19 protein-coding genes are annotated in these 25,361 nt (G+C 72.2%); 13 read left to right on the top strand and 6 right to left on the bottom strand.

Annotated features, from left to right (window positions below; all coding sequences use genetic code 11):
- Window positions 1–41 precede the first annotated feature (41 nt).
- Window positions 42–560 (bottom strand): hypothetical protein, encoded by a 519-nt coding sequence (locus ACWDRB_RS09150; protein ID WP_449892575.1) that lies wholly within the window; start codon window positions 558–560, stop codon window positions 42–44.
- 86 nt (window positions 561–646) lie between these two features.
- Between ACWDRB_RS09150 and ACWDRB_RS09155 the strand changes: the two genes are divergently transcribed.
- The 4 genes from ACWDRB_RS09155 (at window position 647) to ACWDRB_RS09170 (ending at window position 7,091) form a co-directional block, all read left to right on the top strand.
- The gene (locus ACWDRB_RS09155) at window positions 647–1,969 is read left to right on the top strand and encodes a cytochrome P450 (protein ID WP_449892858.1); all 1,323 of its coding nucleotides are present in this window, start codon (window positions 647–649) and stop codon (window positions 1,967–1,969) included.
- Entirely contained in the window at window positions 1,962–5,504 is a 3,543-nt protein-coding gene (locus ACWDRB_RS09160) for an SDR family NAD(P)-dependent oxidoreductase (RefSeq protein WP_449892576.1), read from the top strand. The genes ACWDRB_RS09155 and ACWDRB_RS09160 overlap by 8 nt, the downstream gene beginning before the upstream one ends.
- A gap of 107 nt (window positions 5,505–5,611) precedes the next feature.
- Window positions 5,612–5,869: an acyl carrier protein gene (locus ACWDRB_RS09165; RefSeq protein ID WP_350727714.1), complete on the top strand. Its 258-nt coding sequence runs from the start codon at window positions 5,612–5,614 to the stop codon at window positions 5,867–5,869.
- Between the two features lie 7 nt (window positions 5,870–5,876).
- Window positions 5,877–7,091: a wax ester/triacylglycerol synthase domain-containing protein gene (locus ACWDRB_RS09170; RefSeq protein WP_449892577.1), complete on the top strand. Its 1,215-nt coding sequence runs from the start codon at window positions 5,877–5,879 to the stop codon at window positions 7,089–7,091.
- Between the two features lie 22 nt (window positions 7,092–7,113).
- Here ACWDRB_RS09170 and ACWDRB_RS09175 read toward each other — a convergent pair whose 3' ends face one another.
- On the bottom strand, window positions 7,114–9,180 hold the full coding sequence (locus ACWDRB_RS09175) for an alpha-galactosidase (protein ID WP_449892579.1): 2,067 nt from the start codon (window positions 9,178–9,180) through the stop codon (window positions 7,114–7,116).
- Between the two features lie 72 nt (window positions 9,181–9,252).
- Here ACWDRB_RS09175 and ACWDRB_RS09180 point away from each other — a divergent pair, with 72 nt between their 5' ends.
- Complete coding sequence (locus tag ACWDRB_RS09180) at window positions 9,253–10,413, top strand: ROK family protein (RefSeq protein WP_449892580.1); 1,161 nt, start codon at window positions 9,253–9,255, stop codon at window positions 10,411–10,413.
- A gap of 38 nt (window positions 10,414–10,451) precedes the next feature.
- The gene (locus ACWDRB_RS09185; RefSeq protein ID WP_449892581.1) at window positions 10,452–12,206 is read left to right on the top strand and encodes a glycoside hydrolase family 36 protein; all 1,755 of its coding nucleotides are present in this window, start codon (window positions 10,452–10,454) and stop codon (window positions 12,204–12,206) included.
- Window positions 12,207–12,263: 57 nt separating this feature from the next.
- Here the strand turns inward: ACWDRB_RS09185 and ACWDRB_RS09190 are convergent, their stop codons facing one another.
- From ACWDRB_RS09190 to ACWDRB_RS09205, 4 genes are read right to left on the bottom strand one after another with little or no spacing between them, the layout of a single operon-like run.
- The gene (locus ACWDRB_RS09190; protein WP_449892582.1) at window positions 12,264–13,838 is read right to left on the bottom strand and encodes a hypothetical protein; all 1,575 of its coding nucleotides are present in this window, start codon (window positions 13,836–13,838) and stop codon (window positions 12,264–12,266) included.
- 7 nt (window positions 13,839–13,845) lie between these two features.
- Entirely contained in the window at window positions 13,846–15,063 is a 1,218-nt protein-coding gene (locus ACWDRB_RS09195; protein WP_449892583.1) for a hypothetical protein, read from the bottom strand.
- Window positions 15,060–16,217 (bottom strand): CBM35 domain-containing protein, encoded by a 1,158-nt coding sequence (locus ACWDRB_RS09200; protein WP_449892584.1) that lies wholly within the window; start codon window positions 16,215–16,217, stop codon window positions 15,060–15,062. Before ACWDRB_RS09200 ends, ACWDRB_RS09195 begins: the two co-directional genes overlap by 4 nt.
- Window positions 16,214–17,959, bottom strand: a complete 1,746-nt coding sequence (locus ACWDRB_RS09205) for a glycoside hydrolase family 97 catalytic domain-containing protein (protein ID WP_449892585.1) — start codon at window positions 17,957–17,959, stop codon at window positions 16,214–16,216. Before ACWDRB_RS09205 ends, ACWDRB_RS09200 begins: the two co-directional genes overlap by 4 nt.
- A 270-nt stretch (window positions 17,960–18,229) precedes the next feature.
- On the opposite strand from ACWDRB_RS09205, the gene ACWDRB_RS09210 reads away from it, so the two are divergent.
- The 7 genes from ACWDRB_RS09210 (at window position 18,230) to ACWDRB_RS09240 (ending at window position 25,333) form a co-directional block, all read left to right on the top strand.
- Window positions 18,230–19,651, top strand: coding sequence for an ABC transporter substrate-binding protein (locus ACWDRB_RS09210; RefSeq protein ID WP_449892586.1), 1,422 nt, complete (start codon window positions 18,230–18,232; stop codon window positions 19,649–19,651).
- Complete coding sequence (locus tag ACWDRB_RS09215; RefSeq protein ID WP_350727704.1) at window positions 19,648–20,547, top strand: carbohydrate ABC transporter permease; 900 nt, start codon at window positions 19,648–19,650, stop codon at window positions 20,545–20,547. Before ACWDRB_RS09210 ends, ACWDRB_RS09215 begins: the two co-directional genes overlap by 4 nt.
- 8 nt (window positions 20,548–20,555) lie before the next feature.
- The gene (locus ACWDRB_RS09220) at window positions 20,556–21,464 is read left to right on the top strand and encodes a carbohydrate ABC transporter permease (RefSeq protein ID WP_350727703.1); all 909 of its coding nucleotides are present in this window, start codon (window positions 20,556–20,558) and stop codon (window positions 21,462–21,464) included.
- Between the two features lie 3 nt (window positions 21,465–21,467).
- Entirely contained in the window at window positions 21,468–22,442 is a 975-nt protein-coding gene (locus tag ACWDRB_RS09225; RefSeq protein WP_350727702.1) for an aldo/keto reductase, read from the top strand.
- An 82-nt stretch (window positions 22,443–22,524) separates the two neighbouring features.
- A complete protein-coding gene (locus ACWDRB_RS09230; protein WP_449892587.1) occupies window positions 22,525–22,980 on the top strand; it encodes a hypothetical protein in 456 nt (151 codons plus the stop codon).
- A 46-nt stretch (window positions 22,981–23,026) separates the two neighbouring features.
- On the top strand, window positions 23,027–24,076 hold the full coding sequence (locus ACWDRB_RS09235) for an aldo/keto reductase (protein WP_449892588.1): 1,050 nt from the start codon (window positions 23,027–23,029) through the stop codon (window positions 24,074–24,076).
- Window positions 24,077–24,199: 123 nt separating this feature from the next.
- Window positions 24,200–25,333 (top strand): sensor histidine kinase, encoded by a 1,134-nt coding sequence (locus tag ACWDRB_RS09240; protein WP_449892589.1) that lies wholly within the window; start codon window positions 24,200–24,202, stop codon window positions 25,331–25,333.
- Window positions 25,334–25,361 lie beyond the last annotated feature (28 nt).

Consider the following 25,361-nt stretch of genomic DNA (forward strand, 5'->3'; position numbering starts at 1 on the left):
GAAGCCTTCCAGCCGATGATCTCTGAAGAGGAGGCGGCGGGCTACCGGGCGTCGATCCGCTGGCAGAGGCCGTAGACGAACCGGGCGCGGTAGGTGGCGCCGCCGTGGGCGAAGTCGACCGCCCAATGGTGCGGGGCCTGGCCCTCCTGATGGACGGCGCCGGGGAAGCTCGCGGCGACGTCGGCGACCACGCAGCTCCAGGGCGCCAGCTCGGCGAAGGACAGCGTCCTGGGGTCCCCGGGGCGGACGAACCACTGGTTCCACGTCTCGCCGCCGGGACCGTACAGGACCTCGAACTCCAGGCCGGGCCAGGACGGCAGGGCCCAGCGGGACACGCCGCAGGTCAGGCTGCCCACGGCGGTCGTGCCCTCGTACACGGGGCGGCCGAGCAGGGGCCGGAGCGTCTTCGGCGCCCTCGGCGAGTGGAGCATCCTCGTCCATTGGGCGTGCGCGGCCCGCAGCTCCGCCCTGGTCGCGCCCATGCCCCGGAGCGCGTCCTCGACCCGCGCGGGGTTGAGATCGCGCATCCGGTGCATCAGGGACAGTTCAAACTGCCGCACGCCGAATCGCACACCCCCGTTTTACCTGCTCCCGGCGTTGCACGAGGCATCGGGCGGGCGCCCTTTCCTACCATCGGCGGGTGACCATGGCGCGCCCCGTCCCAGGCCCCGGCCGGCTGACCCCGTTGGCGTTGCCCGCGTACCTCGTGCGGGGGGAGCACCTCCTCGACCGGGCCTTCGAACGCTACGGCGACGTGTTCGCGTTCTGGGCGCCGGGCATCGGGCGGGTCGCGCTCATGCGCGATCCCGCGCTGATCGGCGAGGTCATGGCGGCGCCGCTGGACCCGTTCGAGGGCCGGCCCACGGCGGCGGCGTGGGGGCCGCGGTCGATCTTCGCGCAGCACGGGGCCGACCACCACCGGATGCGCAAGCTGGTGCTGCCCCTGCTGGGCGGCAGGGCGGTGCGGCGCCACCGCGAGATCGTGGCCGACGTGGCCGGGCGGACGGTGGACGGGTTCCCGGCCGGGATGCCGTTCGAGCTGCTGCCGCTGCTGTGGGAGGCGCTGCTGGAGATCGCGCTGCGCGCGCTGCTCGGGCTGGACCGGCGGCGCCTGGAGGTGTGGCGGCCGCTGGTGCGCGAGCTCCTGAACGTGGCGCTGACGGAGGAGCTCATGGTCCGTTTCGCGCTGCGCGGGCTGGGCGCCATCCGGCTCTGGCCGTCCGCGCAACGGCTCCGCGCCCGCTGCGTCCGGCTGGTCAGGGGCGAGATCGCCCGCCGCCACGACGGCGACACCGGTGACGACGTCCTGAGCCTGCTGATGGCCTCGCGAACCGCCGAAGGGTGGCGGCTCAACGACGAGGCGCTGGTCGACCAGGTCCTGACCATGTTGCTGGCGGGGCACACCACGACCGCGCTGGGCGTGGCCTGGGCGGTCGAGCGGCTCGTACGGCACCCGTCCGCGCTCCACCGGCTGACCGCGGAGGCCCTGCACGGCGAGGACGACCGGTTCGCCACCGCGGTCGCCTGCGAGACGCTGCGCCTGCGGCCCTCGACCTCGACCGTGCCGCTGGGCGTGGCGCGCGAGCGGCTCACGTTCGGCGGCTACCGGGTCGAACCCGGCACCAACCTGCTGGTGGCGCTGCGGGCGCTGCACCGCCATCCCCGGCATTTCGCCGACCCGTCGGCCTTCCGGCCCGAACGGTTCCTGGAGGGACGGCCCGCCCCGTACAGCTGGCTGCCGTTCGGGACGGGGCCGCACGTGTGCGTGGGCAAGCACTTCGCGCTGCTGCAGATCTCGACGTTCCTGCACGTCGTGACCCGCCGCGTGATCCTCTCCGCCGCCGACCCGCGCGACGAGGGGATGAACCGCGTCGCCATCACCCACCAGCCCGACCGGGGCTGCACGGTGGTCGCGGTGCCCCGCGGCCCGATCACCCCGCGGCCTTTCGGGGGCCGGCCCGATGCCTGACACCCGCCGATCACCCCGCGACCCTTCGACGGCCGGCGCGATGCCTGCGGCCCGCCCGCCGATCACCCTGCACCACGCCCGGCTCCGCGCCGCCCCGCACGGGCCGGACCAGCCGCTGCCCGATCCTGGGGTTGTCGTGGCCCAGCCCGATCCCGAGGTGATCGTGGCCCGCGCGAGCGAGCGGATCGAGCGGCTGCGCGAGGCGTGGCGCGAGCTCCGCTACGAACGGTTCCTCCCGGAGGCGTGGCAGGCCCAGCTCCACCGGTTCGCGACCGCCCTCGACGAGCTGGCCCGCCCCGGCCGCCTGGGTGCCGTCGTCCTCGAGCTGCTGCGGGAGCACGGGCTCGCGGAGCCCGGGCCGGACGGCCGGTGGCGGTTGGCCGGTCCGGCCAGGCCGTACGAGCTGACCCGGAGTCTGCTGCTGCGGCACCCGGCCTTCGTCACGGAGGTCGCGCTGAACAGCCGCATGTACCACCACCTGCCGGCGGTCCTGCGCGGCGAACGGGACCCGCTGGAGCTGCTGAGCCGCGACGGCGGCGGCGAGCTGACCCGCCAGCTCTACGACATCGCCCCGCTCTGCCGCTTCGCCAACCAGGTGGCCGGCGCGCTGCTCGACGAGATCGTGGCCGCCTGGCCGCCGGACCGGCCGCTCCGGGTGCTGGAGGTCGGCGCGGGCACGGGCGGCACGACGGCGGCGCTCCTGCCGCGCCTGCCGTCCGATCGCACCCGCTACACCTTCACCGACGTCTGGCCGTTCTTCTGCACCGCGGCCCGCCGCCGCTTCGCCGCCCACGACTTCCTCGACTACCGGCAGCTCGACCTGAACGCCGACCCCGCTGCCCAGGGCTTCGCGGCGGGCGGCTATGACGTGGTGGTCGCCGCCAACGCCCTGCACACCGCGCGGGACCTGGCCCGGGCCCTGCGCCGGGTCGGGCGCCTGCTCGCTCCCGGCGGTCACCTGCTGGCCGTCGAGACCCACGATCCGCGTCTGCTGATCGGCACCTTCGGCCTGCTGGAGAGCTTCTGGCAGGTCGACGACCGCGACCTGCGCCCGCACGGCCTGCTGCTGTCCCGGGACCGGTGGCCGTCGTTGCTGCGCGAGTGCGGGTTCGCCCAGGTGGTGCAGACCGGCGACGACCGGCCGCCTGCCCGGGACGGCTTCTCCGTCATGCTGGCCGCTCGTCTCCCGAGTACCGAAGCCCGGCGGCGGCTGCTGCCCGCGGCTGCCGGCGACACCCGATGGGTCGTCGCCGCGGAGACGGACTCCGAGCTGCCGCTCGCCGACGCGGTCGCCCGGTTGCTGACCTCCGGCATCGAGGGCGAGGCGACGAGCGACCAGGCCGTGGCGGCGTCGGCCCCGGCTGGGGCGGCGGGCGGTGAGGCCGTGGCGGTGCTCGCGGATGGGGATCCGGCTCGCTGGCGCGAGTGGGTGTGCGGCAGCGGGCCATCGAGCGGGCCGGAGAGCGGGCGGGTGCGCGGTGGTGGGCCGGGGAGCGGGCGGGTGTGCGTCGTGTTCGTGCTGGCCGAGCATGGTGAATGCGCCGGCACCGATGACGAGCCGCGTCTGAGGGTGCAGCAGGCCGTCGCGCGGATGGGGGTGCTGCGGGCCGTCGTGACCGCGTGCGACGAGCTGCCACCGGCCGTCGAGCGCACCCTGTACGTGGTGACGCGGCCCAGCGGCGCGTTGCCCGCTCCGGAGCTGCCTCTCGTGCCCGCCGACGCGGCGATCTGGGGAGCCGCCCGGGCCATCGCCAACGACCGGCCCGGCCTGCGCCTGCCCAGGATCAGCCTGCACCGCGAGGGGACGGTCGCCGTGGACGCCCGCCGGCTGGCCCGCGAGCTGCTGGCCGCCTCCGGGGAGAGCGAGGTCGCGTTGACCCCGGGTGGCCGCTTCGTCGCCCGGGAGGTGCCGTACGAGGGGGTCGGCGACCGGGTACGGCACTACGTCCTGGACCTCGGCCGGTCGGGGCGGCGCGGAGAGCCCGCCTGGGCGGAGGCCGACCCTCCACCACCACCCGGCCCCGGCACCGTCACCGTCGAGGTCCGGGCCGTCGGCCTGCCCGATCGCCCGCTCCCGTCCGCCGTTGATGCCCGGGCTGCCGGTGATGCCCGGGAGGCCAGGGACGCCGGGGATGTCAGGGAGGCTGGGTGGGCGTTCGCCGGGGTGGTCAGGGCGGTCGGGACGGGTGTGCGTGATGTCGGGGCCGGTCGGCGGGTGGTCGGGGTGGCGGCGGGCGTGCCGGCCTCCCACCTGCTCGCCGACGCCCGGCTCGTCGGCGCGATCCCCGACGGCATGAGCTTCGCCGAGGCCGCCACTCTGCCGATCCCGTTCATCGCCCTCGCCCGCCACGAGGCGCGCGGTGGCGCCACAGCGCTCGGGCTCGCGGCGCTGCAGGACGCGTGGCACCGCGGAACGCCGATCGCCGCCACCGCGAGGACGGCGGCGCAGCGCGAGCTCCTGCACGGCCTCGGCGTGCCGGAGGTGCTCGACGGCCCACACCCCGGGGACGGCGTGCCGGAGGTGCTCGACGCAACGCACCCCGGGGACGGCGGGCCGGGGCGGGCGGTCGAGCCCGAGGTGTTCCGTGAGGTCATGGAGCGCGTCCACGCGGGCGTTCACCGCCCGCTCCCGCACACCCTCTATCCCGCCGCCCGGGTCCGGGAGGCGGTCGCGTCCATGCGGCACGACCGGCACCTCGGCGCGGTCGTGCTCTCCTTCGACCCCCTGGACGGCCCGGTCCCGGTCAGGACGCGACCCGGACGGCTCAGGCCGGATCCCGGGGGCACGTACCTCGTGGTGGGTGGCGTGGGCGGGTTCGGGGCCGCGGCCGCGTACCGGCTGGCGGAGCGGGGCGCCCGGCACTTCACGCTGGTCTCGCGCCGGGGCGGCGACGCGCCGGAGGCGGCCGCCACGGTGGCCGGGCTCCGGTCCCGGGGCGCGCGGGCGTCCGTCCACGCCGCCGACGTCACCGACCTGGCCGCGATGGCGTCGGTGCTCAAGGAGATCGACGCCGGGGAGCATCCCCTGCGCGGCGTGGTGCACGCCGCGATGGAGCCGGACTCGGGCGACCTGCTGCGCCTGGACCCCGCGCGGCTGGCCCGCGTGCTGGGCGGCAAGATGGCCGGCGCCCTGGTGCTGGAACGGCTCACCGAGGGGCGGGAGCTGGAGCTGTTCTGGCTGTTCTCCTCGGTCAGCGGCACGTACGGAGGCACGCGCCAGTCCGCGTACGCGGCCGCCAACGTCTTCCTCGACGCCCTGGTCCGGCGGCGGCGCGCCCGTGGCCTGCCCGGGCACGCCACCGCGTGGGGCACGATCGGCGACGCCGGGTTCGTCGCCCGCCACGGCATCGCGGAGGTGTTCGGCCGCAACGGCTTCCTGCCCATGACGTCCGGGGAGGCGCTGACGGCGGCCGAGGGCCTCATCGCGGCGGGCGTCGAGGCCGGCGCCGTGTCCCGCTACGACTGGGCCCGCTGCCGGGCCGCCCTCAAGGCCGAAGCGGACGTCGCGACCCGGCTCGGCCCGCTGATCGACTAGTCCGGGGCCGTTCTTGACCGGACACGAGGAATCCGGCGCCGCACCGGCCTCCCGCGCGGCGACATGCTGGGACCCCCGACAGACCCCCGACGGAGAGGCGAGGACCCTTGTCCGAGGAAGACATCCTGCGGCTCGTACGCCAGTACTGCGCCGAGATCTACGTCGTCGACCCGGCGGCCGTCACCCCGCAGACGACGTTCGTGGACGATCTCGAGTCCGACAGCATGAGCGTGCTCGAACTGCGGGCGGCGCTGGGCGGCCACGGGCTGGACATCGACCCGTCCGACTTCACGATGGAGATGACGGTCGGGGACGTCGCCCGGCTGGCGCACCGTTCGTACCTCGCGCGGCGAACGGCCGGTTAGCCCGGTCATGCGAGCTGCTGGGGCCGTACCGCTGACCGGGTCGGACCGGCTCTTTCTCGGCGAGGTCGGCTCGGCCCGAGACCACCGGCTGCACATCGCCCTCGCGGCGCGGATGCCCGGCCCGGCCCCCGACTCCTGGGAGTTGCGGCGGCGGGTCGCCGAGGCGGCCGCGCGGGCGCCGGTCCTGACCTACCGGCTGGCCCGCGAGGGGTGGGAGCCGGATCCCGCCTTCGACCCGGCCTGTCACGTCGTGGAGTACCGGGTGGCGCCGGGCCGTGACGTGGGCGCGGCCGTGGTGGACGCCGTCAGGGAGAACCGGCTGCTGCCCGAGCACCCGCTGTGGAGCCTGATGGTCGTGCACGGGTACGCCGCGGACGAGCACATCCTGTGCTACCGCGTGCACCACGCCTTCCAGGACGGCGTGGGGGCGGCCCGGATCGCGACGCGGGCCGTGCTGCTCGGCAGGACCGTCCCGGCGCCCGATCCGAACGTGGCGGTGCGGGCGCCGGCCATGGCCTGGATGCGGCTGCTCGCCACGGCGGCCCGGCTGGCGGCCCCGTCGGCGCGGCTCAGACCGCCCCCGGGCAGGACCGGCAGGTCGGGGGCGCGGACGTTCTTCCTGCGGCTCGACCTCGCCGCCTTCCGCGAGATCGCCGCCGCGACCGGCGCGAGCATCCCGCAGGTCGGCCTGGCCGTGCTGGCCGGCGCCCTGCGGGCCTGGAACCCGGCCCACTGGCGGAAGGCGGGCCGCCGGGGCACGACCGTCTCCTTCCCGCTCAACCTGAACGGCCGCCTGCGCGACGGCGGCCTGGGCAACGGCGCGACCACCATGCCGGTCGACCTGCCCTGCGCCGAGCCCGCGGCGCACGAGCGGCTGCGCGGGGTCATGGAGCAGACGAGCTTCGAGCGGATGGCCGTCTACCGGCGCGACCGCTACCCCGTCAAGGCCCCGGCGGTGGTGTTCCGGCTGCTCAGGTGGCTCGTGCCGAAGGCGTTCCCGGGCCGGATGACGGTGAGCGTCATCGGGGTGAACCTGCCCCTGGACGGCTGCTTCGCCGTCCCGCCCACGTACGACACGGGCGGCGGGGCCGTGTCGATGGTCTACAGCGACACGACCGTGGTCGTCTCCTGCGTCCTGTCCGCCGCGCTCGCGCACGGCGACCGGCTCCCGCGCCTGATGGAGGAGGCCCTGGAGGAGCTGCGGCGGGAGGTCACCCGGTGATCCTGCCCAGTGATCCGACGGGTCAGCAGGCGCGCAGGCGGAGGAGGGCGCTGGTGTAGCCGCCCCTGGGCGTCAGCGGCGGCAGGCCGCGGGACATCAGCACCGCGCCGTGGTGCACCGCGCCGGTGTCCTCGTCCCGGTAGCGGCCGTCCGGGTCGAGCCCGGCCAGGCGGAGCGGGGCGATCGGCGTGCCGAACGCGACGGGCCCGTGCCAGGCGAGCACCACCACCCGGTCCCCGTGCACGTACTGCACCCCGTACGGAAGCCGCCACAACCGCCCGAACTGCACGACGGGCCGGATGTCCTTGTAGACGGCCACCAGCTCGGCCGCCTCCGACAGCTCGGCCTCACTCCAGCGGGCGAGGTCGCCGCCGAGCCCGAGCGCCCCGGCCATGGCCACGTGGAAGCGGAAGCGGAGCGGGACGGCCCGCCCGGTGAGGGGGTTCGGGCTGTCGGTGACCCAGGCGGCCATGGCCCGGGCCGGGTACACCTGGCTGAACCCGCGCTGGATCGCGATGCGGTCGTGGGCGTCGGTGTTGTCGGAGGTCCACACCTGGTCGGTGCGGGCCAGGATGCCCAGGTCGGTACGGCCGCCGCCGCCCGCGCACGCCTCGATGCGCAGGTGCGGGTGGTCGGCGCGGAGCCGGTCCATGATCGAGTAGACGGCCCTGACGTGGTCGATCCAGAGCCGGTCCTGGTCCGGGTCGCCGGGCCGGCCCGCCTCGGTGAAGGCGCGGTTGAAGTCCCACTTCAGGAAGTCGACGGCGTGCTCGGAGACCAGCTTGTGCAGCCATTTGTGCGCCCAGTCGGCGACGTCGGGCCGGGCGAAGTTCAGCACGAGCTGGTTGCGCAGCAGCGTGCGGGAGCGGCCCGGCATGTGCAGGACCCAGTCGGGGTTGGCGCGGTAGAGGTCGCTGTCGGGGTTGACCATCTCGGGCTCGACCCACAGGCCGAAGCGCATGCCGAGCCGGTGCACCTCGTCGATGAGCGGGCTCAGCCCGTCGGGGAAGCGCTCCTCGTTGACCCACCAGTCGCCGAGCCCCGCGCTGTCGCCGGTGCGGCCGCCGAACCACGCGTCGTCCATCACGAACAGCTCCGCGCCCGCCCGGGCGGCCAGCCGCGCGAGGTCGCGCTGGTTGGCCTCGTTCACGTCGAACCCGACGGCCTCCCAGGCGTTGTAGACGACCGGGCGCGGCTCGTCCGGCCGGGGCAGCACGTGCCTGGCGATGTGGTCGTGCCAGCGCCGGCTGACCTCGCCGTACCCGTCGGGCGCGTACACGCCGGCGAACACCGGCGTCACCCACTCCTCGCCCGGCTCCAGCCGCCAGGTGAGGCCCTCGTGGCCGAACCCGCCGGTCCAGCTCGCCCGCCCGGAGGGCGTGCGGGTGAGCGTGACGCGCCAGCTCCCGCTCCAGGCCAGCGCGCAGCTCCACACCTCGCCGTGCCGCTCGCCCGCGTCGCCGCCGTCGATCATGAGCCAGGGGTTCGCGTGGTGGCTGGTCACCCCACGCCTGCTGGTCAGCGTCGTCTCCCCCACGGCCAGCTCGGTACGGCCCAGCGCGTGCTCCGAGCTCCAGCCGCCCGTGACGTGGCTGAGCCGGTAGCCCTCCAGCGCCGGAACGCTCCAGGCCGCCGAGTCGCACCGCAGCACGGTCACCGGCACCCGCGGCCGCAGCACGGTCCAGCGCTCGATCACGTCGCTGTCCTCGTGCACCCGGTAGTGCAGCTCGACCAGGAGCGGATGGCGGCGGTCGGAGAAGCGCAGCGTCAGGTGGCCCCCGTCAATGTCATGGCCGTCGTGCCGCCACTCGATCCCCCGGTCGCCGCCCGGGAGGACGACCTGCAGCGACGGCGTCTCGAACCGCGCCCCCACCTCGGAGGCCAGCTCCTCCTCGCCCGCCGTGCTGTCGAAGCTGCTGGCCCCGGACGCGGCGGGGCCGGGGAGGCTGGCGGCCTGCTCGGCGGTCAGCGCGGGGCCCCAGTGCAGGCAGCGGGGGGCGTCGTCGTCCGCGAGGGCCACGACGTAGCTCGTGCCCGGGGTACGCAGCAGCCACCTGCGGCTGGAGGCGTCGAAAGTCACCGATCGCATGCCCCGGAGCCTAGGCACGACCCCGCTCGAATTCAATTCTTGACGAAGTTAATTACTGCTACTATCGCACTCATGCACCCTCGGCTCACCTCGACCCCCGCGGCGGCGACCGTGTTCACCATGGTGCTGACACAGGGGCCGGTCTCCCGGGTGGAGATCGCCAAGCGGAGCGGGCTGTCGTCCGCCGCCGTCACCAAGGCCGCCCGGCCGTTCATCGAGGCGGGCTACCTGGAGGAGCTGGAGGCCACCGAGCGCACGGCGCCGGGTGCGGGCCGCCCGGCCAGCCCGCTCTCCATCAGGCCGGAGCGGGAGTTCTTCTGCGGGGTGAAGATCACCCACGAGGAGCTCATCGGCGTGGTCACCGACCTGCGCGCGCAGCCGCTGGTCTCGGCGCACCGCCCGCTGGCCACGACGTCGGCCGAGGGTGTGGTCTCGGCGCTGGCCGAGCTGGTCGCCGAGCTGCTGGCCGCGGACCCGGCCTACGGCGAGCGCTGCCACGCGCTGGGCCTGGCCGTGTCGGGCGACGTCGACAAGGCCCACGGGGTGGTGCGCTACTCCCCTTTCCTGCAGTGGCACCAGGTGCCGCTGGCGCGGCTGGCCGCCGAGGCCACGGGCCTGGTCGTCACGATCGACAACGACGTCAAGTCGCTCACCGTGGCCGAGCAGTGGTTCGGCGACGGGGTGGGCACGTCGTCGTTCGCCCTGGTCACGGTGGGGGTGGGGATAGGGTGCGGGCTGGTGGTCAACGACCGGGTGGTGGCCGGCGCGCACGGGGTGGCCGGGGAGATCGGCCACATCCCCGTCGGGGGTGACGAGCCCGAGTGCCACTGCGGCGGGCGCGGCTGCGTCGAGGCCATCGCCGGCACGGCGCCCCTGCTGGCGGCCGCGCGCACGGCGTCCGGCGACGCGTCGCTGACCGTGGACGCGGCCATCGACGCCGCCCACGCGGGCGATCCGGCGGTGCGGGAGGTGTTCGCCCGCGCGGGGCACGCCATCGGGCTGGCCATGGCCGCGATGGCCAACCTGTTCGGGCCCGAGCGGATCATCGTGACCGGGGACGTGCCGGGGCTGGCCTCGTACGGGCTGTTCGAGGAGCAGCTCAACCGGTCGTTCGCGGCCCAGGCGTTCGGCGCGGCCGCCGACTGCCGCCTGCTGCTGCGCCCGCGATCGTTCGAGCAGTGGGCCCGCGGCGCCGCCGCGGTCGCCATCCAGCAGCACTTCACCCTCGAGTGAGACGCCTCACGAAGTGAGGCCATGAACAGGGAGACTCAGTGACCGCAGCGCCCGGCATTTGGCAGCCGCACGATCGAGCGTTCGAGCAGCCGGAGGAGGTGCGGATCGAGGCCGCGGGGCTCGCGTTCGAGTGCTCGGCGGCGGCCGTGCTCACCTGCACGGCCGCCGAGCCGTCCCCGGGCGTCCTGGAGCTGCGCGTCGTCCCCGACCGGACCGCGGACGTGCGGGTGGCCTGGCGGGTGCCGTGCGTGGACGCGACCGCGTTCTGGGCCGCCGACGGCGGCGAGCACCGGGGGCTGCCGCCGTTCTGGCGCCGTCCCCGCGTGGCGGCGCTGGAGAAGAACGCGCCCGTCGGCTGCCTGGTGGGCGCCGGTGACGTGGCGCTGTGCGCCTACGCCGCGGGCGAGGTGGTCAGGCCCGTGCGGACGCGTACCGGGGTGGTGGAGGAGACCGGTGAGTTCGGGTTCTGGGTGGAGCACGAGGCCGAGCCGGACACGGGGCTCGTGCTGCGGCTCGACCTCACCCGGCGGCACTTCGCGACCACGCTGGCGGACGTGGCGGACTGGTGGCGCGCGCTGCACGGACCGGTCGCCGAGGTGCCGCGGGCGGCGCGGATGCCCGCGTACTCGACCTGGTACGCCATGCAGCAGCACGTCAGCGCCGAGAGCGTGGAGCGGCAGGCGGGGCCGGCGGCCGAGCTGGGCTGCGAGGCGATCATCGTGGACGACGGCTGGCACAGCGACGACCGGGGGCGCGGGTACGGCTATGTCGGCGAGTGGGAGCCGTCCCCCACCACATTCCCCGATATTTCGGGACACGTGGCCAAGGTGCGGGGCGAAGGGCTGGCCTACCTGCTCTGGTACGCCCTGCCGTTCGTCGGCCGCCACACGGCGCTCTGGGAGCAGGTGCGGGGGTACACGCTGGCGTACAAGGAGCACATGAACGCCGCCGTCGTCGACCCCCGCTACCCGCACGTCCGCGACCTGATCGCCGGCCACCTCACCCGGGCGGTCACGGAGTGGGGCATGGACGGCCTCAAGATCGACTTCATCGACCAGTTCGCCGTGGAGGACCCGCCCGAGCCCGGCCCCGAGGCCGACTGCCGGACGGTGAACGAGGGCGTGCGCCGGCTTCTGGCGCAGCTGCCGCGCGACTGCCTGGTCGAGCTGCGGCAGCCGTACGTGAGCCCGGGCCTGTGGCCGTACGCCACGATGGTGCGCGCCTCCGACTGCCCGCTCAGCCCGGCGCACAACCGGCAGCGCACGGTGGACCTGCGGCTGATCGCGGGACCTCTGGCCGTGCACGCGGACATGCTGATGTGGCACCCGGACGAGCGGCCCGAGCACGTCGCCACGCAGCTCGTCAACGTGCTCTTCTCGGTGCCGCAGATCTCGGTGGACCTGACCGCGCAGACGCCTGAGCAGCGCGAGGTGCTGCGGTTCTGGCTGGGCTTCTTCCGGGAGCACGCCGAGGTGCTGCAGCGCGGCTCCTTCGAGCCCGCCCGGCCCGACCTGGGCTACCCGCAGGTCACGGCCCGCTCGGGCGACACGGTGATCACGGCCCGGTACGCGCCGATGCCGGTGGCCGCGCCCGCCACCGGCACGCTCTGGCTGGCCAACGGCGACGCCTCCACCGACGTGCTGCTGCGGGTGCCCGACTCGGGTACGGCCCACGCCATGATCCTCGACTGCCGCGGCCGCACCGTCACCGAGGGCAACCTGCCCCTGCGCCCGGGCATCGCCCAGGTCAACGTCCCCGAGGGCGGCCTGCTCCGCCTGACCCGCCAGTTGTGAGGTTGCAGGCGCAGCCGCTCCAGCGCCCGGACAGTCGGCGGCTGCGCCTGGTCCGCGTTACCGGCGCAGCCGGTCCAGCAGCTGGGCCTGGTAGAGGGAGGGCGGCAGGAGGCCGGGCTGGTTGGCGCCCTCGATGTACCCGGCCGGCTGCGCGAACGGCCCGTCGCCGGTGATCGTGCCCTGGCAGCCGATCGCGTAGTTCTGGGCGGTCGGCGGTTTCTGCACGATGAGCCTGCTGGTCGAAACGTCGCAGTTCCACGCCACCGAGTGGGCCGCCGACCACCCGTGCGAGGTGCCGTACCGGCCGCGGTTGTACAGCCCGAGCGTGTAGTCGTAGTGCGGGTCGACGTCCTTGTGGCCGTCGAACAGCAGCGCCTGCGACCACCGGCGGTGGCCCTCGCTGGAGTTGAGCGCGTACTCCGAGGTGCCGCGCAGGAACACCACGCCCGACACCGTGCTGTGGCCGTTGGAGACGAACGCGTGCCTGGCCTTGTACGCGTAGCAGTCGCGGAAGAGCACCTGCTGCGAGTAGACGTAGGTGTTGAAGTTGTAGCGCCTGCTCCCCGTCACGATGCTGACCGGGTCGACGGCCCGGCAGTTCTCGACCGTGGCGCGGGTGGTCTCCTGGGTGGCGACCCCGGCCTGGGTGAAGTGGAGCATCGTGCAGTCGCGCACCCACGAGTCCTCGGTGCGCAGCAGGACGATCGCGTTGTAGGCGTGGTCCTCGTCCTGCTCCGGGTCCCCCTGGTACTCGATGTCGACGCGCAGCCGCTCCACGCCCACCTGGGTGACCAGCCCGGCCCGGTCCCACTTGTAGAGGAAGGATGGGGACAGCGCGCGGTTGAGGTGGTTGAAGACCGGGACATCGATTTTCACGACATTTCCGGAAACTTCGCGTACGTACCGGTTGTAGATGAGGGGGTGCTCGCCCACCTTCCACGCCGGTCCCACGTCGTGGCCGCCGTAGTCGACGGCCTTCAGCCACTCCTCGGTGCAGGGATGGGTGATCACGATGTTGTCGCCGGGCCGCAGCGAGCCCGCGTCGGCCACCGCGAACTCGCGCGCGCCCACCTGCACGAAGTCGGTGGTGATGTCGGTGCGGGTGCCGGGCACCTCGCCCGTCCAGCCGCCGCCCGCCGCGCCGCCGGCCACGATCACGTCGCGGTCCTTCGGGTTGTTCCCGGTGGCCTTGATGATCGTGTTACCGGCCGGGTCCTCGCCGTCGCCGGAGCCGCGCAGGACCGTGCCGCTCGCCCGTACGTACAGGGTGCCCGCCACCGGGTAGAGGCCGGGCAGCAGGAGCAGGGCGCCGCGCCGCACGCGGGGCAGCGCGGCCACCTCGTCGAGCGCCGCCTGGATATGGGCGGTGTTGTCGCCCTCGATCGGGCGGATCGTCTTGACGACGGGCACGTGCGGGATCGGCCGCTCGCCGTTGCGGTAGCCGGCATGGCTGAAGTCGGGGATGCGGTTGCCCTCCGCGTCCTGCTCGTACGCCAGCCGCCCCTGCCGGTCGTAACGCACCAGGCGGGACTGCCAGATCGTCGAAGCGCTCGCGGAGACCGCTCCCGCGGCGGACAGCGCCAGCGCGCCGCCCGCCGCGAGCACGGCCCGCCTGCTGAGGTCATGTGCCATGGTCCACCTATCTGATGACGATCTTGTCGAGCTCGGGCCCGCGGGCGGTGAGACCGAAGAACCGGATCGTGTTGACCCCGGCCACCAGGTCCACCGGCACCGTCGTGGTGGTCACCGTGTCCTTGGTGCCGGTCATCGGCACCTGGATCGCGTCGCCGCCGTTGACGCTGACCGAGAACGACTGGGAGCCGTCCACCAGCGCGTGCACGGTCAGCTGCCGGGTCCCGGTGGTCTCCGACAGCACGCCCCTGACCACGGTGTAGTCGTAGACGTTGCCGCCGACGAGGATGACCTTCCGCCCGCCGGAGCAGACGGCGCAGTAGGCGGGCTCGGCGGCGCCCTCGAAGACGTTGCCGGCCCGCTCGGCCTCGTACGTCCCCGGGCCGCGGTCCGGCGGCGGCAGCTTCACCGGCGGCGTCGCGGGCCCGAGCTGCTCCGCCTTCAGATCCTTGACCAGCAGGTACGTCTCCTGCAGCCCGGCGCTCTTGATGCTGCGGTAGATGCCCCACTTGGGCCGGTTGTACTGCTCCTGCGTCCACCACAGGTCGATGTTCTCGACCTTCTGGTCCACGATCGTCCGCGAGCCGTTCTTCGGGCCGTCACGCAGCACCCACCGCATGTATCCGGCGTCGCCGGACTTGAACTCGATGGTCGTCGTGACCCACTTGTTCTGGATCGGCTCCAGGTCGGCCGTGGCGAAGTCGTGCGACTTGTTGTCCTCCAGCGTCCAGTAGCGGGCCGCGATCTTCTGCACGCCGTTCACGACCGGCAGCGAGATCTGCGCGATCGGCGTGCCGACGTCGGAGTTCTTCAGCTGCCAGATGTGGGTGAAGTTCGTGGTCGCGTCCAGCGTGTCCGGAATGTACATCTGGTACGTGATCCGCCAGGTCTCGTCCTTGCGGATCTCCAACGGGCTGCCGTCGGCCGCCCGCATGCCGCGTACCTCGTTGCGCATGCGGTCGGAGCCGTCGCGGTCCTCCAGGTGCGCGTCGAACCGCCACACACCCTTCTCGGCGCGCACGTGCGGCAGGCCCTCGGGATGGGAGCCGCGCCGGTCGTCCTCCAGCGCCTCGAACGCGTTGACGCCGTCGCGCCACGGGCTGGGGTTCCACCGGGTCTCCCATCGGGGAGCCCCATTGGGAGACGCTGTGGCGACGGCGTGGGCCGGGGCCGTCTGCAGGAGCAGCGCCATCGCCGCCAGGGCTCCCACCAGGTGCCTTCTCACTGAATCGTCACCCTGTCGAGGTCGGGCGCGCTGGCGCCGTCGTTGAAGAAGCGGACGCTGTTGGCGCCCGCGGCGAGCTGCACCGGGACCGTCGTGGAGACGGGCGTGCTCCAGTCCGTGCCGGTCAGCGAGACGGTCTGGGCGGCGCCGCCGTTCACGCTGACCTGGAAACTGCGCGTGCCGCTCACCAGGCCGTGCACCGTCAGCTGCCGGGCGCCGGCGGAGGAGGACTGCACGTTCAGCGTGACCGCGTTGCCGGAGCCGCCGCCGATCCAGCCGACCTTGGTGCCGCCCGAGCAGCCGGAGCAGGACGCGGTGCGGGCGGTGCCGCTGAAGGAGCCCTGCTCGGCCTCGTACGCGGACGGGTCGGTGCTGCCGCCGCCGGTGAGCTGGTAGGCCTGCAGGTTGCGGACCAGGAGGTAGGTGTTCTGCAGGCCGGAGCTGTTGATGCTGCGGTAGATGCCCCACTTGGGCCGCAGGTACTCGTCGTCGCCCCGCCACAGGTCGGTGTTGTCCAGGCGCTTGTCGACGAGCGTGGTGGAGCCGTCCTTGAGCGTCCAGCGCAGGTAGCCGCTGTCGGAGGCCTTGAACTCGAACGTCGTGTCCACCCACTTGCCCTGGATCGGCTCCAGGTTGGTGTTGCCGACCTCGTGGGTCTGCTCGGCCTCGTCCCAGTAGCGGACGTTGATCTTGGGGGTGCCGCCCGAGATCGGCAGCGACATCGTGTAGAGCGGCGCGCCGGAGCCGGGCACCTTCATCTGCGCGATGTGGGTGAAGCTGCTGGTCGCGTCCAGCGAGGTCGGGATGTACAGCTGGTAGCTGATGCGCCAGGTCTCGTTCTCGAGGATCTTGAGGTACGAGCTGCCGCCGGTCCGCATGCCCTTGACCTCGTTGCGCTGGCGGTCGTCGCCGTCGCGGTCCTGGGTGTGCATGTCGAAGCGGTACGCGCCGCCGGAGACGTAGATGTGCGTGACGCCGGAGTGCGAGTCGGCGCGGTCGTCCTCGATGCCCTCGAACGCCTCGGCGACGGTGTCGTCCGCCGGATCCGGGCTCCAGCGCAGCGTCCAGGCGGCCGCCGCGGCGGGAGCGGCGGCGGGCAGTGCGGCGGCGGTGACCACCAGGGCGGCTAAGACGCCGCCGATGCGCTTGTTCATTGGTCTTCTCTCCTCAGGTGAAGCGTGAACCCGCCGTTGGGGGGAACGGCGAGGTCGAGCTTGCCCCCGGCGGAGACGGTGACCGTCTCGGCGAGGATCCGGTCGCCTGGGGCGTCCCGGTAGATCTCGGCCGCCCATTCCCCCTGGTCGAGGAAGTCGAGCGGCACGGTGAGCGTGCGGGCCTCGCCCGACACGCCCGCGCCGACGTACCATTCGCCGCCGTTCCTCCTGGCCAGCAGGATGTGGTCGGCGGGGTCGCCGGACAGCAGCCGTGTCTCGTCCCACGCGGTGGGGACGGCCGACAGCAGCCGCAGGGCCTCCGGCCGGGCTTCGTAGGCCTCGATGCCGTCGGCGAAGTGCTGGACGCCGGACTCGAAGATCACCGACAGCGCGAGTTCGAACCCGGCCGAGATCGTGCGCACGCCGGTGAACGTGCACGGCGTGAAGTCCATCGGGCCCTGCACGTTGCGGGTGAAGGCCAGCGACAGGTAGTGGGCGGGCTGGTAGAGCGGCTGCTTGCCGGGCTTCGGCTTGATCCACTCGGCGCCCTTGACGGCTTCGGCGGTCATGAACTGCGGCCACGTCCGCTCGGTGCCGCGCGGGATCGTGCCGCCGTGGAAGACCACCATGAGCTCGAGCCGGGCGGTGGCGGCCAGGATGGCGTCGAACCAGCGCATCCGGTCCTGGCCGTCGGACTCGGTGAAGTCGATCTTCACGCCGACCGCGCCCCACTCCTTCCAGAGCGCGAGCTTCTCGCGGTGCTCCAGCTCGGTGTCCACGTGCTGCCAGTGCGACCAGAGCCAGACGCCGACGCCCTTCTCCTTGGCGTAGGCGATCAGCTCGGGCATCCATTCCTTGTTCCAGCCCGCGTCGGCCAGCAGGTACGGCCAGCCGTTCGCGGCGGCGAAGTCGGTCCAGCGCTTCTGGGCGTCGAGGTCGCGCGTCGAGGGCCCGTCGGACCACCACGACCAGGCGGCTGCCCCGGGCTTGATCCAGGAGGTGTCCTCGACCCTGGACGGCTCCGCGAGGCTGGTGACCAGGTCGCTCTCCACGATCGTGGCCAGGTCGCCGACGATCATCGTGCGCCAGGGGGTGGTGAGCGGGCTGGCGGCGGTCACGTACGGGTCGGGCAGGTCGAGCCGGAACGTGTTGCCGTCGAGGAGCAGGCGGGAGCCGGCGTAGCCGCTGTCCAGGTTCGACTCGGTCACGAACATCCAGGAGCCGCCGGTCTCGAAGAGCGAGGGGTAGCCGTACAGGATGGGCTCGGCGTCGGCGACGGTGCCGTGCCGGTGGATCTCCTCGTAGTCGCAGCGGCCGTTCTCGTACGGGAGCAGCACCGCGCGGGCCTCGGGCGGCAGGACGTACTCGGAGGCCTCCTCCACGACGGTGACCGGGCCCGTCCACGGCACCACGTACCGATAGGCCACGCCGTGCCCGCCTACGCGGACCTGCACGTCGAGCCGGTGCCCGTCCTTGGTGAACGACAGCGTCCACTCGCCGGCCTCGTAGCCGTGCTCGCGCCGCTTGCCGGTGACCGTCCGGTAGGTCTCCTCGACCCGCCGCTCGGACATCCCGGACAGGGTGAGCCCCTTGCTCAGGTCGGCGTGGGCGGTCCTGATGCCCAGCCTGGACGGCTCAAGCACCGTCCGCTCGCGGTGGCGCACCTCCAGCGTGAGCACGCCCTCGGCGGAGAGGGTCAGCCCCGCTTCCAGGTCCTCGTCACTGAACGTCCAGCTTGGCACGTGCCCTCCAGGGAAAGGAAGAGATAGGAGGAGTCGATCGCGGCTCACCAGCCGTCCCCACACCTGGCACGGCCGCCGGTCAAGGCGTCCGGAACTCCTCACAGTGCGCTAGAGCCTAGGTTGCAAGCGCTTTCAATTCAATTCTTGACGAAGTTAATTACCGGGTCTACGGTACGGCCATGCCTCACGGACTGCCACAGGTCCAGCTCATCAACGCGCTGATACATCCGACCTCTATCGAGCTCTTCCTTTGAGAGGCCCACCATGGAGATGAACCGTCGCCAGATGCTGGCCCTGGCGGTGGCGGCCGCGACGGCGCCCGTGCTGTCCGCCTGCGCGGACACCAGGCAGCAGAAGCAGGCCGCGGCTCCGGTCAAGTCCGGGGCGCAGCTGATCGACCCCAACCGGCCGGGCAGCGACGCCTGGCCGTTCGAGGCGGCCGAGCAGCTCAACAACTCGCTGACGTGGCCGAAGACCGACGTGGCCGACCCGGCGTCCAAAGTGACGATCACGGTGGCGATGACCACGGACGCGGTCACCGAGGTGCGCAACGCCCAGTTCGACTTCTTCTTCAAGAAGCGCCACCCGAACATCGAGATCAAGCGCGAGTCGTCGCCCTTCGACCAGTTCCTGACGAAGTACATGACGCAGGCCGCCGGCGGCACGCTGCCCGACGTGCTCTACAACCACTACTCCTGGACGCAGAACCTCATCTCCAACCAGGTGCTGCATCCGGTGGACGAGTACATCGCCAAGACGCCCGAGTTCGACATGGACGACATCCCGCAGAGCGGGCTCGGCTACTTCAAACGCGACGGCAAGCTGTACGGCCTGCCCACCGACATGGCGCCCAAGCTGCTCTTCTACAACAAGGACCTGTTCGACAAGGCCGGGATCGACCACCCGGACGAGAGCTGGACGTTCGACAAGCTCTTCGAGACGGCGAAGAAGATGACCAGCGGGTCGGGCGCGGAGAAGATCTACGGCTTCTCCCCCATGCCGACGGCGGCTCCCGACCTCAGCGCCGTCTTCCTGATGCCGTTCGGCGGCCGCTTCCTCGACGCCGCCGAGTCGAAGGTGCTGATCAACGAGCCCAAGGCGAAGGAAGCCATGGGTCGCTGGCTGGACCTGCTGGTCAAGGACAAGGCGGTGCCCAGCCTGGCCGAGCTGCAACTGCTGGAGAAGGTCGACCCGTTCAAGACCGGCCATGCGGCCATGCTCATCAACGGCGCCTGGCTGATGCTGGAGCTGTCCAAGCAGACGGCGTTCAAGTGGGGCGCCACGCACATCCCCAAGGGCCCGGCCGGCCGCTTCACCCCGGCCGTGGGCAGCGCGCTGGTGATGACGGCCTCCTCGCAGAACAAGGACGCCGCCTGGATCTACATGCACGAGTTCCTGTCGTCCTCCGGCTACAAGTTCCGCCAGATCACCGCGCCCGCCCGGCAGTCCGCCTGGGACGCCAACGCCAAGGCGGTCGGCATCCCCGACGAGACGGCGAAGCTGGTCAAGGAGGTCCTGGCCGACTACGCCTCCGACGACGGCGTGCTGCGGCTGCCGGCCAACAAGAAGGTCGTCGACACGGCCAAGCCCATCTGGGAGCGCGCGATGCTCGGCAAGGTCAGCGTGGACGACGCGCTGAAGGAGATCGCCGACAAGGTCACGCCCGTACTGGTCGAGAACAAGATCGCATGACCGCCGTCAGCGCCCGCAGCACGCTGGCGCGCCGCGAGGCGCGGCGCTTCCACCTGTTCGTCTCGCCGTGGGTGATCGGGTTCGTGCTCTTCAGCGCGGGCCCGATCCTGGGCGCCGTCGTGCTGAGCTTCATGGACTGGAACCTGCTGAAGCCGCCGACGTGGGTGGGGCTCGCCAACTACGAGCGCATGCTCAACGACCCCGAGTTCTGGGAGTCGATCGAGAACACCGTGCAGTACGGCCTCGGCTCGGTGGCGCTCGGCGTGTCGTTCACGTTCCTGCTGGCGCTGCTGCTCAACCAGCCGCTGCGCTTCCAGGGGCTGTTCCGCACCGTGATGTACCTGCCGTCGGTGGTGTCGGGCCTGGCCACGGCGCTGCTGTGGCTGAACATCCTGCACCCCGACTACGGCCTGATCAACAAGGTGCTGGCGTCGGTCGGCATCGAGGGGCCTGGCTGGCTGGCCTCGCAGGAGTGGGCCATCCCCGGGCTCGTGCTGATGAGCGTGTGGGGCGCGGGCAACACGATCGTCATCTACCTGGCCGGGCTGCAGGGCATCCCGAAGACGCTCTACGAGGCCGCCGAGATCGACGGGGCGGGGTGGTGGCGCCGCTTCTGGAGCGTGACCGTGCCGATGATGTCGCCGGTCATCTTCTTCAACGTGGTGACCGGGTTCATCGCGGCGCTGCAGAGCTACGTGCTCATCCTGGTCATGACCGAGGGCGGGCCCGGCAACGCCACGATGGTGCTGGGGCTCTACATCTACCGGCACGCGTTCGTCTACTTCGACATGGGGTACGCGGCCACGCTGTCGTGGGCGATGTTCGTGCTGGTCATCGCCGTGACCGCGATCCAGTTCGGCCTGGCCAGGCGCTGGGTGCACTACGAGTTCAAGTGAGGTCGCCGATGCTCGTCGAGACCGCGGTGAAACCCGCGCGCTCCCCCCGCACGGGCGGCAAGCCCTTGAGCTCGGAGCAGGCCGAACGTGTCAGACGGATCCGGCGCTCCGGCGCGTACATCCTGCTGGCCATCAGCTCGGCGGTGTTCCTGCTGCCGTTCCTGTGGATGGTGACGACCTCGCTCAAGTCGGACGCCGAGAACCTGGCCTTCCCGCCGCAGTGGCTGCCCGACTCCTTCAACTTCGACAACTACGCCAAGGGCTGGTCCGGGTCGCTGCCGTTCACCAGGTTCCTGATGAACACGATCGTGATCACCGCGCTGTCCATGGTGGGCAACCTCGTCTCGTGCATCCTGCCGGCGTACGCGTTCGCCCGGCTGCGGGCGCGGGCGGCGGGCTTCATGTTCGCGGCGCTGCTGGCGACCATGATGATCCCGCGCGAGATCACGCTGGTGCCGAAGTTCGTGATGTTCTCCAAGCTCGGCTGGGTCGACACGTATCTGCCGCTCGTCGTGCCGGAGTTCTTCGGCGTCGCGCTGTACATCTTCCTGCTGCGCCAGTTCTTCACCACGATCCCGCAGGAGCTCATCGACGCGGCCCGCATCGACGGGGCCTCGGAGCTGCGCATCCTGTGGAGCGTCATGCTGCCGCTGGCCAAGCCGGCCATCGCGGCGATCTGCCTGTTCTCCTTCGTGGGCAACTGGAACCAGTATCTGGAGAACTCCATCTACCTGCGCTCGATGGAGAAGATCACCCTCGCCCAGGGGCTCGGCATGTTCAACGGTCAGTATGTGACCCAGTACAACCAGATGATGGCCGTCGCGCTAGTGTCGATGCTGCCCATCCTCGTCATCTTTTTCCTGGCGCAGAAGACGTTCATCCGGGGCGTCACGCTCACCGGAATCGCAGGAAGGTAATCCTTGGACTACGAACGCCAGCCGTACAGAAGGTGCGGCCGCAGCGGTCTCCTCCTCCCCGCCGTGTCGCTCGGCCTTTGGCACAACTTCGGCGGGGGCAAATCCCTCGACAGCCAGCGCGCCATCTTCAACAAGGCGCTCGACCTCGGCATCACCCACTTCGACATCGCCGACCGTTACGGCCCGCCGTTCGGCGCCGCCGAGGCGACGTTCAACCGGCTCCTGCCGCGGTCGCTGCGTGACGAGGTGGTCGTCACCACCAAGGGCAGCAACCCCATGTGGGACGGCCCGTACGGCAAGGGCAACTCGCGCAAGCACCTGCTCGCCACGCTCGACCGCTCGCTGGCCCGGCTCGGCCTCGACTTCGTGGACATCTTCTACCTGCACCGCGACGACGAGGAGACGCCGCTGGAGGAGCAGGTCGCCACGCTGGACTACATGGTCCGCACGGGACGCACCCTCTACGTGGGCGTATCGAACTTCTCGCCCGAGCGCACGGCGCAGGCCGCCCGGCTGCTGCGCGAGCTGGGCACGCCGCTGCTGATCCACCAGCCGTCGTACTCGCTGCTCAACCGGAAGATCGAGCACGGCCTGCTGGGCGTGCTGGAGCAGGAGGGCGTCGGCTGCGTGGTCTACTCGCCGCTGGCCCAGGGCCTGCTCACCGACCGCTACCTCGACGGCATCCCCGCCGACTCGCGGGCCGCCGAGGCGCGCTTCCTCACCCCTGACCGGGTGACGCCCGAGGTGCTGGCGTTCGTGCGGTCGCTGTCGGAGCTGGCCGCCTCCCGCGGGCAGACGGTGGCGCAGCTCTCCCTGGCCTGGGCGCTCAGGGACCCACGCGTCACGTCGGTGCTGGTCGGCGCCTCCAGCCCCGAGCAGCTCGAGGCGAACGTGGCCGCCGTCGACCGGCTCGACTTCTCCGACGACGAGCTGGCCGCCATCGACCGCGCCGCCAAGGAGGCCGGTATCGAGGCGTAAGGAGCCGTCTCCCCCGTGAGAGTGAGGGCGCTCGCTCGTCACGGGGATCCGCCGCTGCCCGGGCGACCGGCACGATCGTGACATGATCACCTGGACCGGCCGATGGGCCGTCTGGGCAGCGGCCTCCTGGACGCTGCTCTACGTCGCGTCCAAGATTCACTTCGCCCTCGCCGAGCGCATCGGCGTGACCGGCGGCCCGCGCGTGGCCCCGGAGACCTATCTGGAGTACGGGCCCGGCGAGGTCGCGCGGGCCCAGTGGGCCAACGCCGCCGCGGGCCTGCTCATGGCCGCCGTCGTGCTGGCCTCCCTCATTCCTTTCCGGCGGCCGCTGCCGCGCCGGACGCTGGCGGCGCTGCTGTGGTCGTGCGCGGCGATGGCCGCGGCGGGCGCGATCGGCATGACCGCCGGCGCCCTGTTCACCGAGCGCGGTGGCGCTCTCTTCGGTGGCTACTGCGCGGTGTGGGCCGCGCTGCTCTGCCTCGCCTCCCTCTCCTTCCATCGACGCCGCCGTTCCATAATGAAACAACTTTCCCGTTAGAGTGCTACCTTAAGGGGACGACAGACCCATTAAGGAGTGATTTTTCATGGAATATCGGCAGTTGGGGGCGTCCGGGCTCAAGGTTCCGGCGTTGAGCTTCGGCGCCGGCACGTTCGCCGGGAAGGGCGAGCTGTTCAGCGCGTGGGGCGACACCGACGTGGCGCAGGCCCGGCGGCTGGTGGACATCTGCCTCGACGCGGGGGTGACGATGTTCGACACGGCCGACGTCTACTCCGACGGCGCGTCCGAGGAGGTGCTGGGCCAGGCGCTCAAGGGGCGGCGCGACCGGGCGCTCATCTCCACCAAGGCCGGGCTGCCCATGGGCGACGGCCCCGGTGACGCGGGGACCTCCCGGCACCGCCTGATCAAGGCGGTCGACGACGCGCTGCGCCGCCTCGGCACCGGCCACATCGACCTGTTCCAGCTGCACGCCTTCGACGCGGCGACCCCGGTGGAGGAGGTGCTGTCCACGCTCGACGACCTGGTCAGGGCGGGCAAGCTGCGCTACGTGGGCGTCTCCAACTTCTCCGGCTGGCAGCTCATGAAGTCGCTGGCGACCGCCGAGCGGTACGGCTACCCGCGCTACGTGGCGCACCAGGTCTACTACTCCCTGGTCGGGCGCGACTACGAGTGGGAGCTGATGCCGCTCGGCCACGACCAGGGCGTCGGCGCGGTGGTGTGGAGCCCGCTCGGCTGGGGCCGCCTCACCGGCCGCATCCGCCGGGGCCGGCCTCTTCCCGAGGGCAGCCGCCTGCACAGGACCGCCGCCTTCGGACCGCCTGTGGCCGACGAGTTGCTGTACGCGGTGGTGGACGCCCTGGACGAGATCGCCGCGGAGACCGGCAGGTCGGTCCCCCAGGTCGCGCTGAACTGGCTGCTCCGGCGCCCGACCGTCTCCTCGGTCATCGTCGGCGCCCGCGACGAGTCGCAGCTCCAGGAGAACCTGGGGGCGATCGGCTGGGCACTGACGCCGGACCAGGTGGCCCGGCTGGACGCGGCGAGCGCGACCACGGCGGCGTACCCCTACTTCCCGTACCGGCGTCAGGAGGGTTTCGCCCGGCTCAACCCGCCGATCGCCGGCGGCGTGGAGTTCTGAGGCCCAGGCGGCGGACCGCGGCCACGGCTTCGCCCGCCTGCAGCCCATAAGGTGGGATTCATGGGGGTGCTCAGGGAGGCGTGGCACGTCCGAGTGCCTCCGGCGCCGGGTACAGGCCGGCCGATGCTCCGCCGCCTGACGTTCGCCGTGCTGGCCGCGGCGGTCCTGATCTTCAACCTGCTGTTCTACGCCGTGGACGCCGGGTTCGGGGTGCTCGCCGTCCCGGCCGCCGTCCTGCTCGCCGGGCCCGTGCTCATGGCGTGGTACCGGCCGCTGCCCGCCTGGTCGGCCACGGTGGTGGCCACGCCCCTGCTGACCGGTCTCGGGCTGGCGCTGGGCAGCTCGATGGTGCCGCAGCCGTGGCTGCTCAACCAGACGCTGGCCCAGCTCCCCGTCATGTACGTGCTGGCGCTGTCGTCCACCCTGCGCGTGACGACCGTCGCTGTCGCCGTCACGCTGGCGGCCGGGATCGCCACCACCGTGCCGCAGGACATGCCGTCGGACCGCGCGGCCACAGGGCTGCTGGCCTGGGCGCTGACCCTGCTGCTGGCCGCGGTCCTCGGCCAGGCGAGGCGCATGGGGCGGCTGGCCACCTTACGCGTCGCCGACGAGCTCGGGCGGCGCCGGATCCTCGAGGAACGGGCGCGGATCGCCAGGGAACTGCACGACGTGGTGGCCCACCACATGTCGGTGATCGCCGTACAGGCCGCCAGCGCGCCCTATCGGATCGGCGGAGGGGTGAGCGAGGAGGTCGCGGAGGAGTTCGCGGCCATCAACGCGGCCGCCCGCGAGTCCCTGCACGACATGCGGCACCTGCTCGGCGCGCTGCGGGGCTCGGACGACGGACCGGGGACCGCGCCGCAGCCCGGGCTGGAGGATCTCGGCGCACTGGCCGAATCGGTGCGCCGGGCGGGCGTGCCCGTCCAGCTCACCGTCTCCGGCCCCGCCCCGTCACTCTCTCCCGTGGAGTCCGTCACCGTCTACCGGATCGTCCAGGAGGCGCTGAGCAACGTCGTACGGCACGCGCCCGGAGCCAGGACCACCGTGTCCGTCCGCACCGAGGCGGACGCGGTGTCGCTCGCCGTGGACAACGAGCCTCCTCGGCACGTGTCCGGCACGACGCAGCCAGGCTCGCGACTCGGGTTGATCGGGATGCGCGAGCGCGTGGCGGTGCTCGGCGGCGACCTCACGGCGGCGGCGACGGACGAGGGCGGCTTCGCCGTACAGGCGCGGCTGCCGCGGCAGGCGGCCGGATGAACCACGAGGTCGCCGCAGGGCGAAGACG

Source organism: Nonomuraea sp. NPDC003707, from assembly GCF_053587055.1.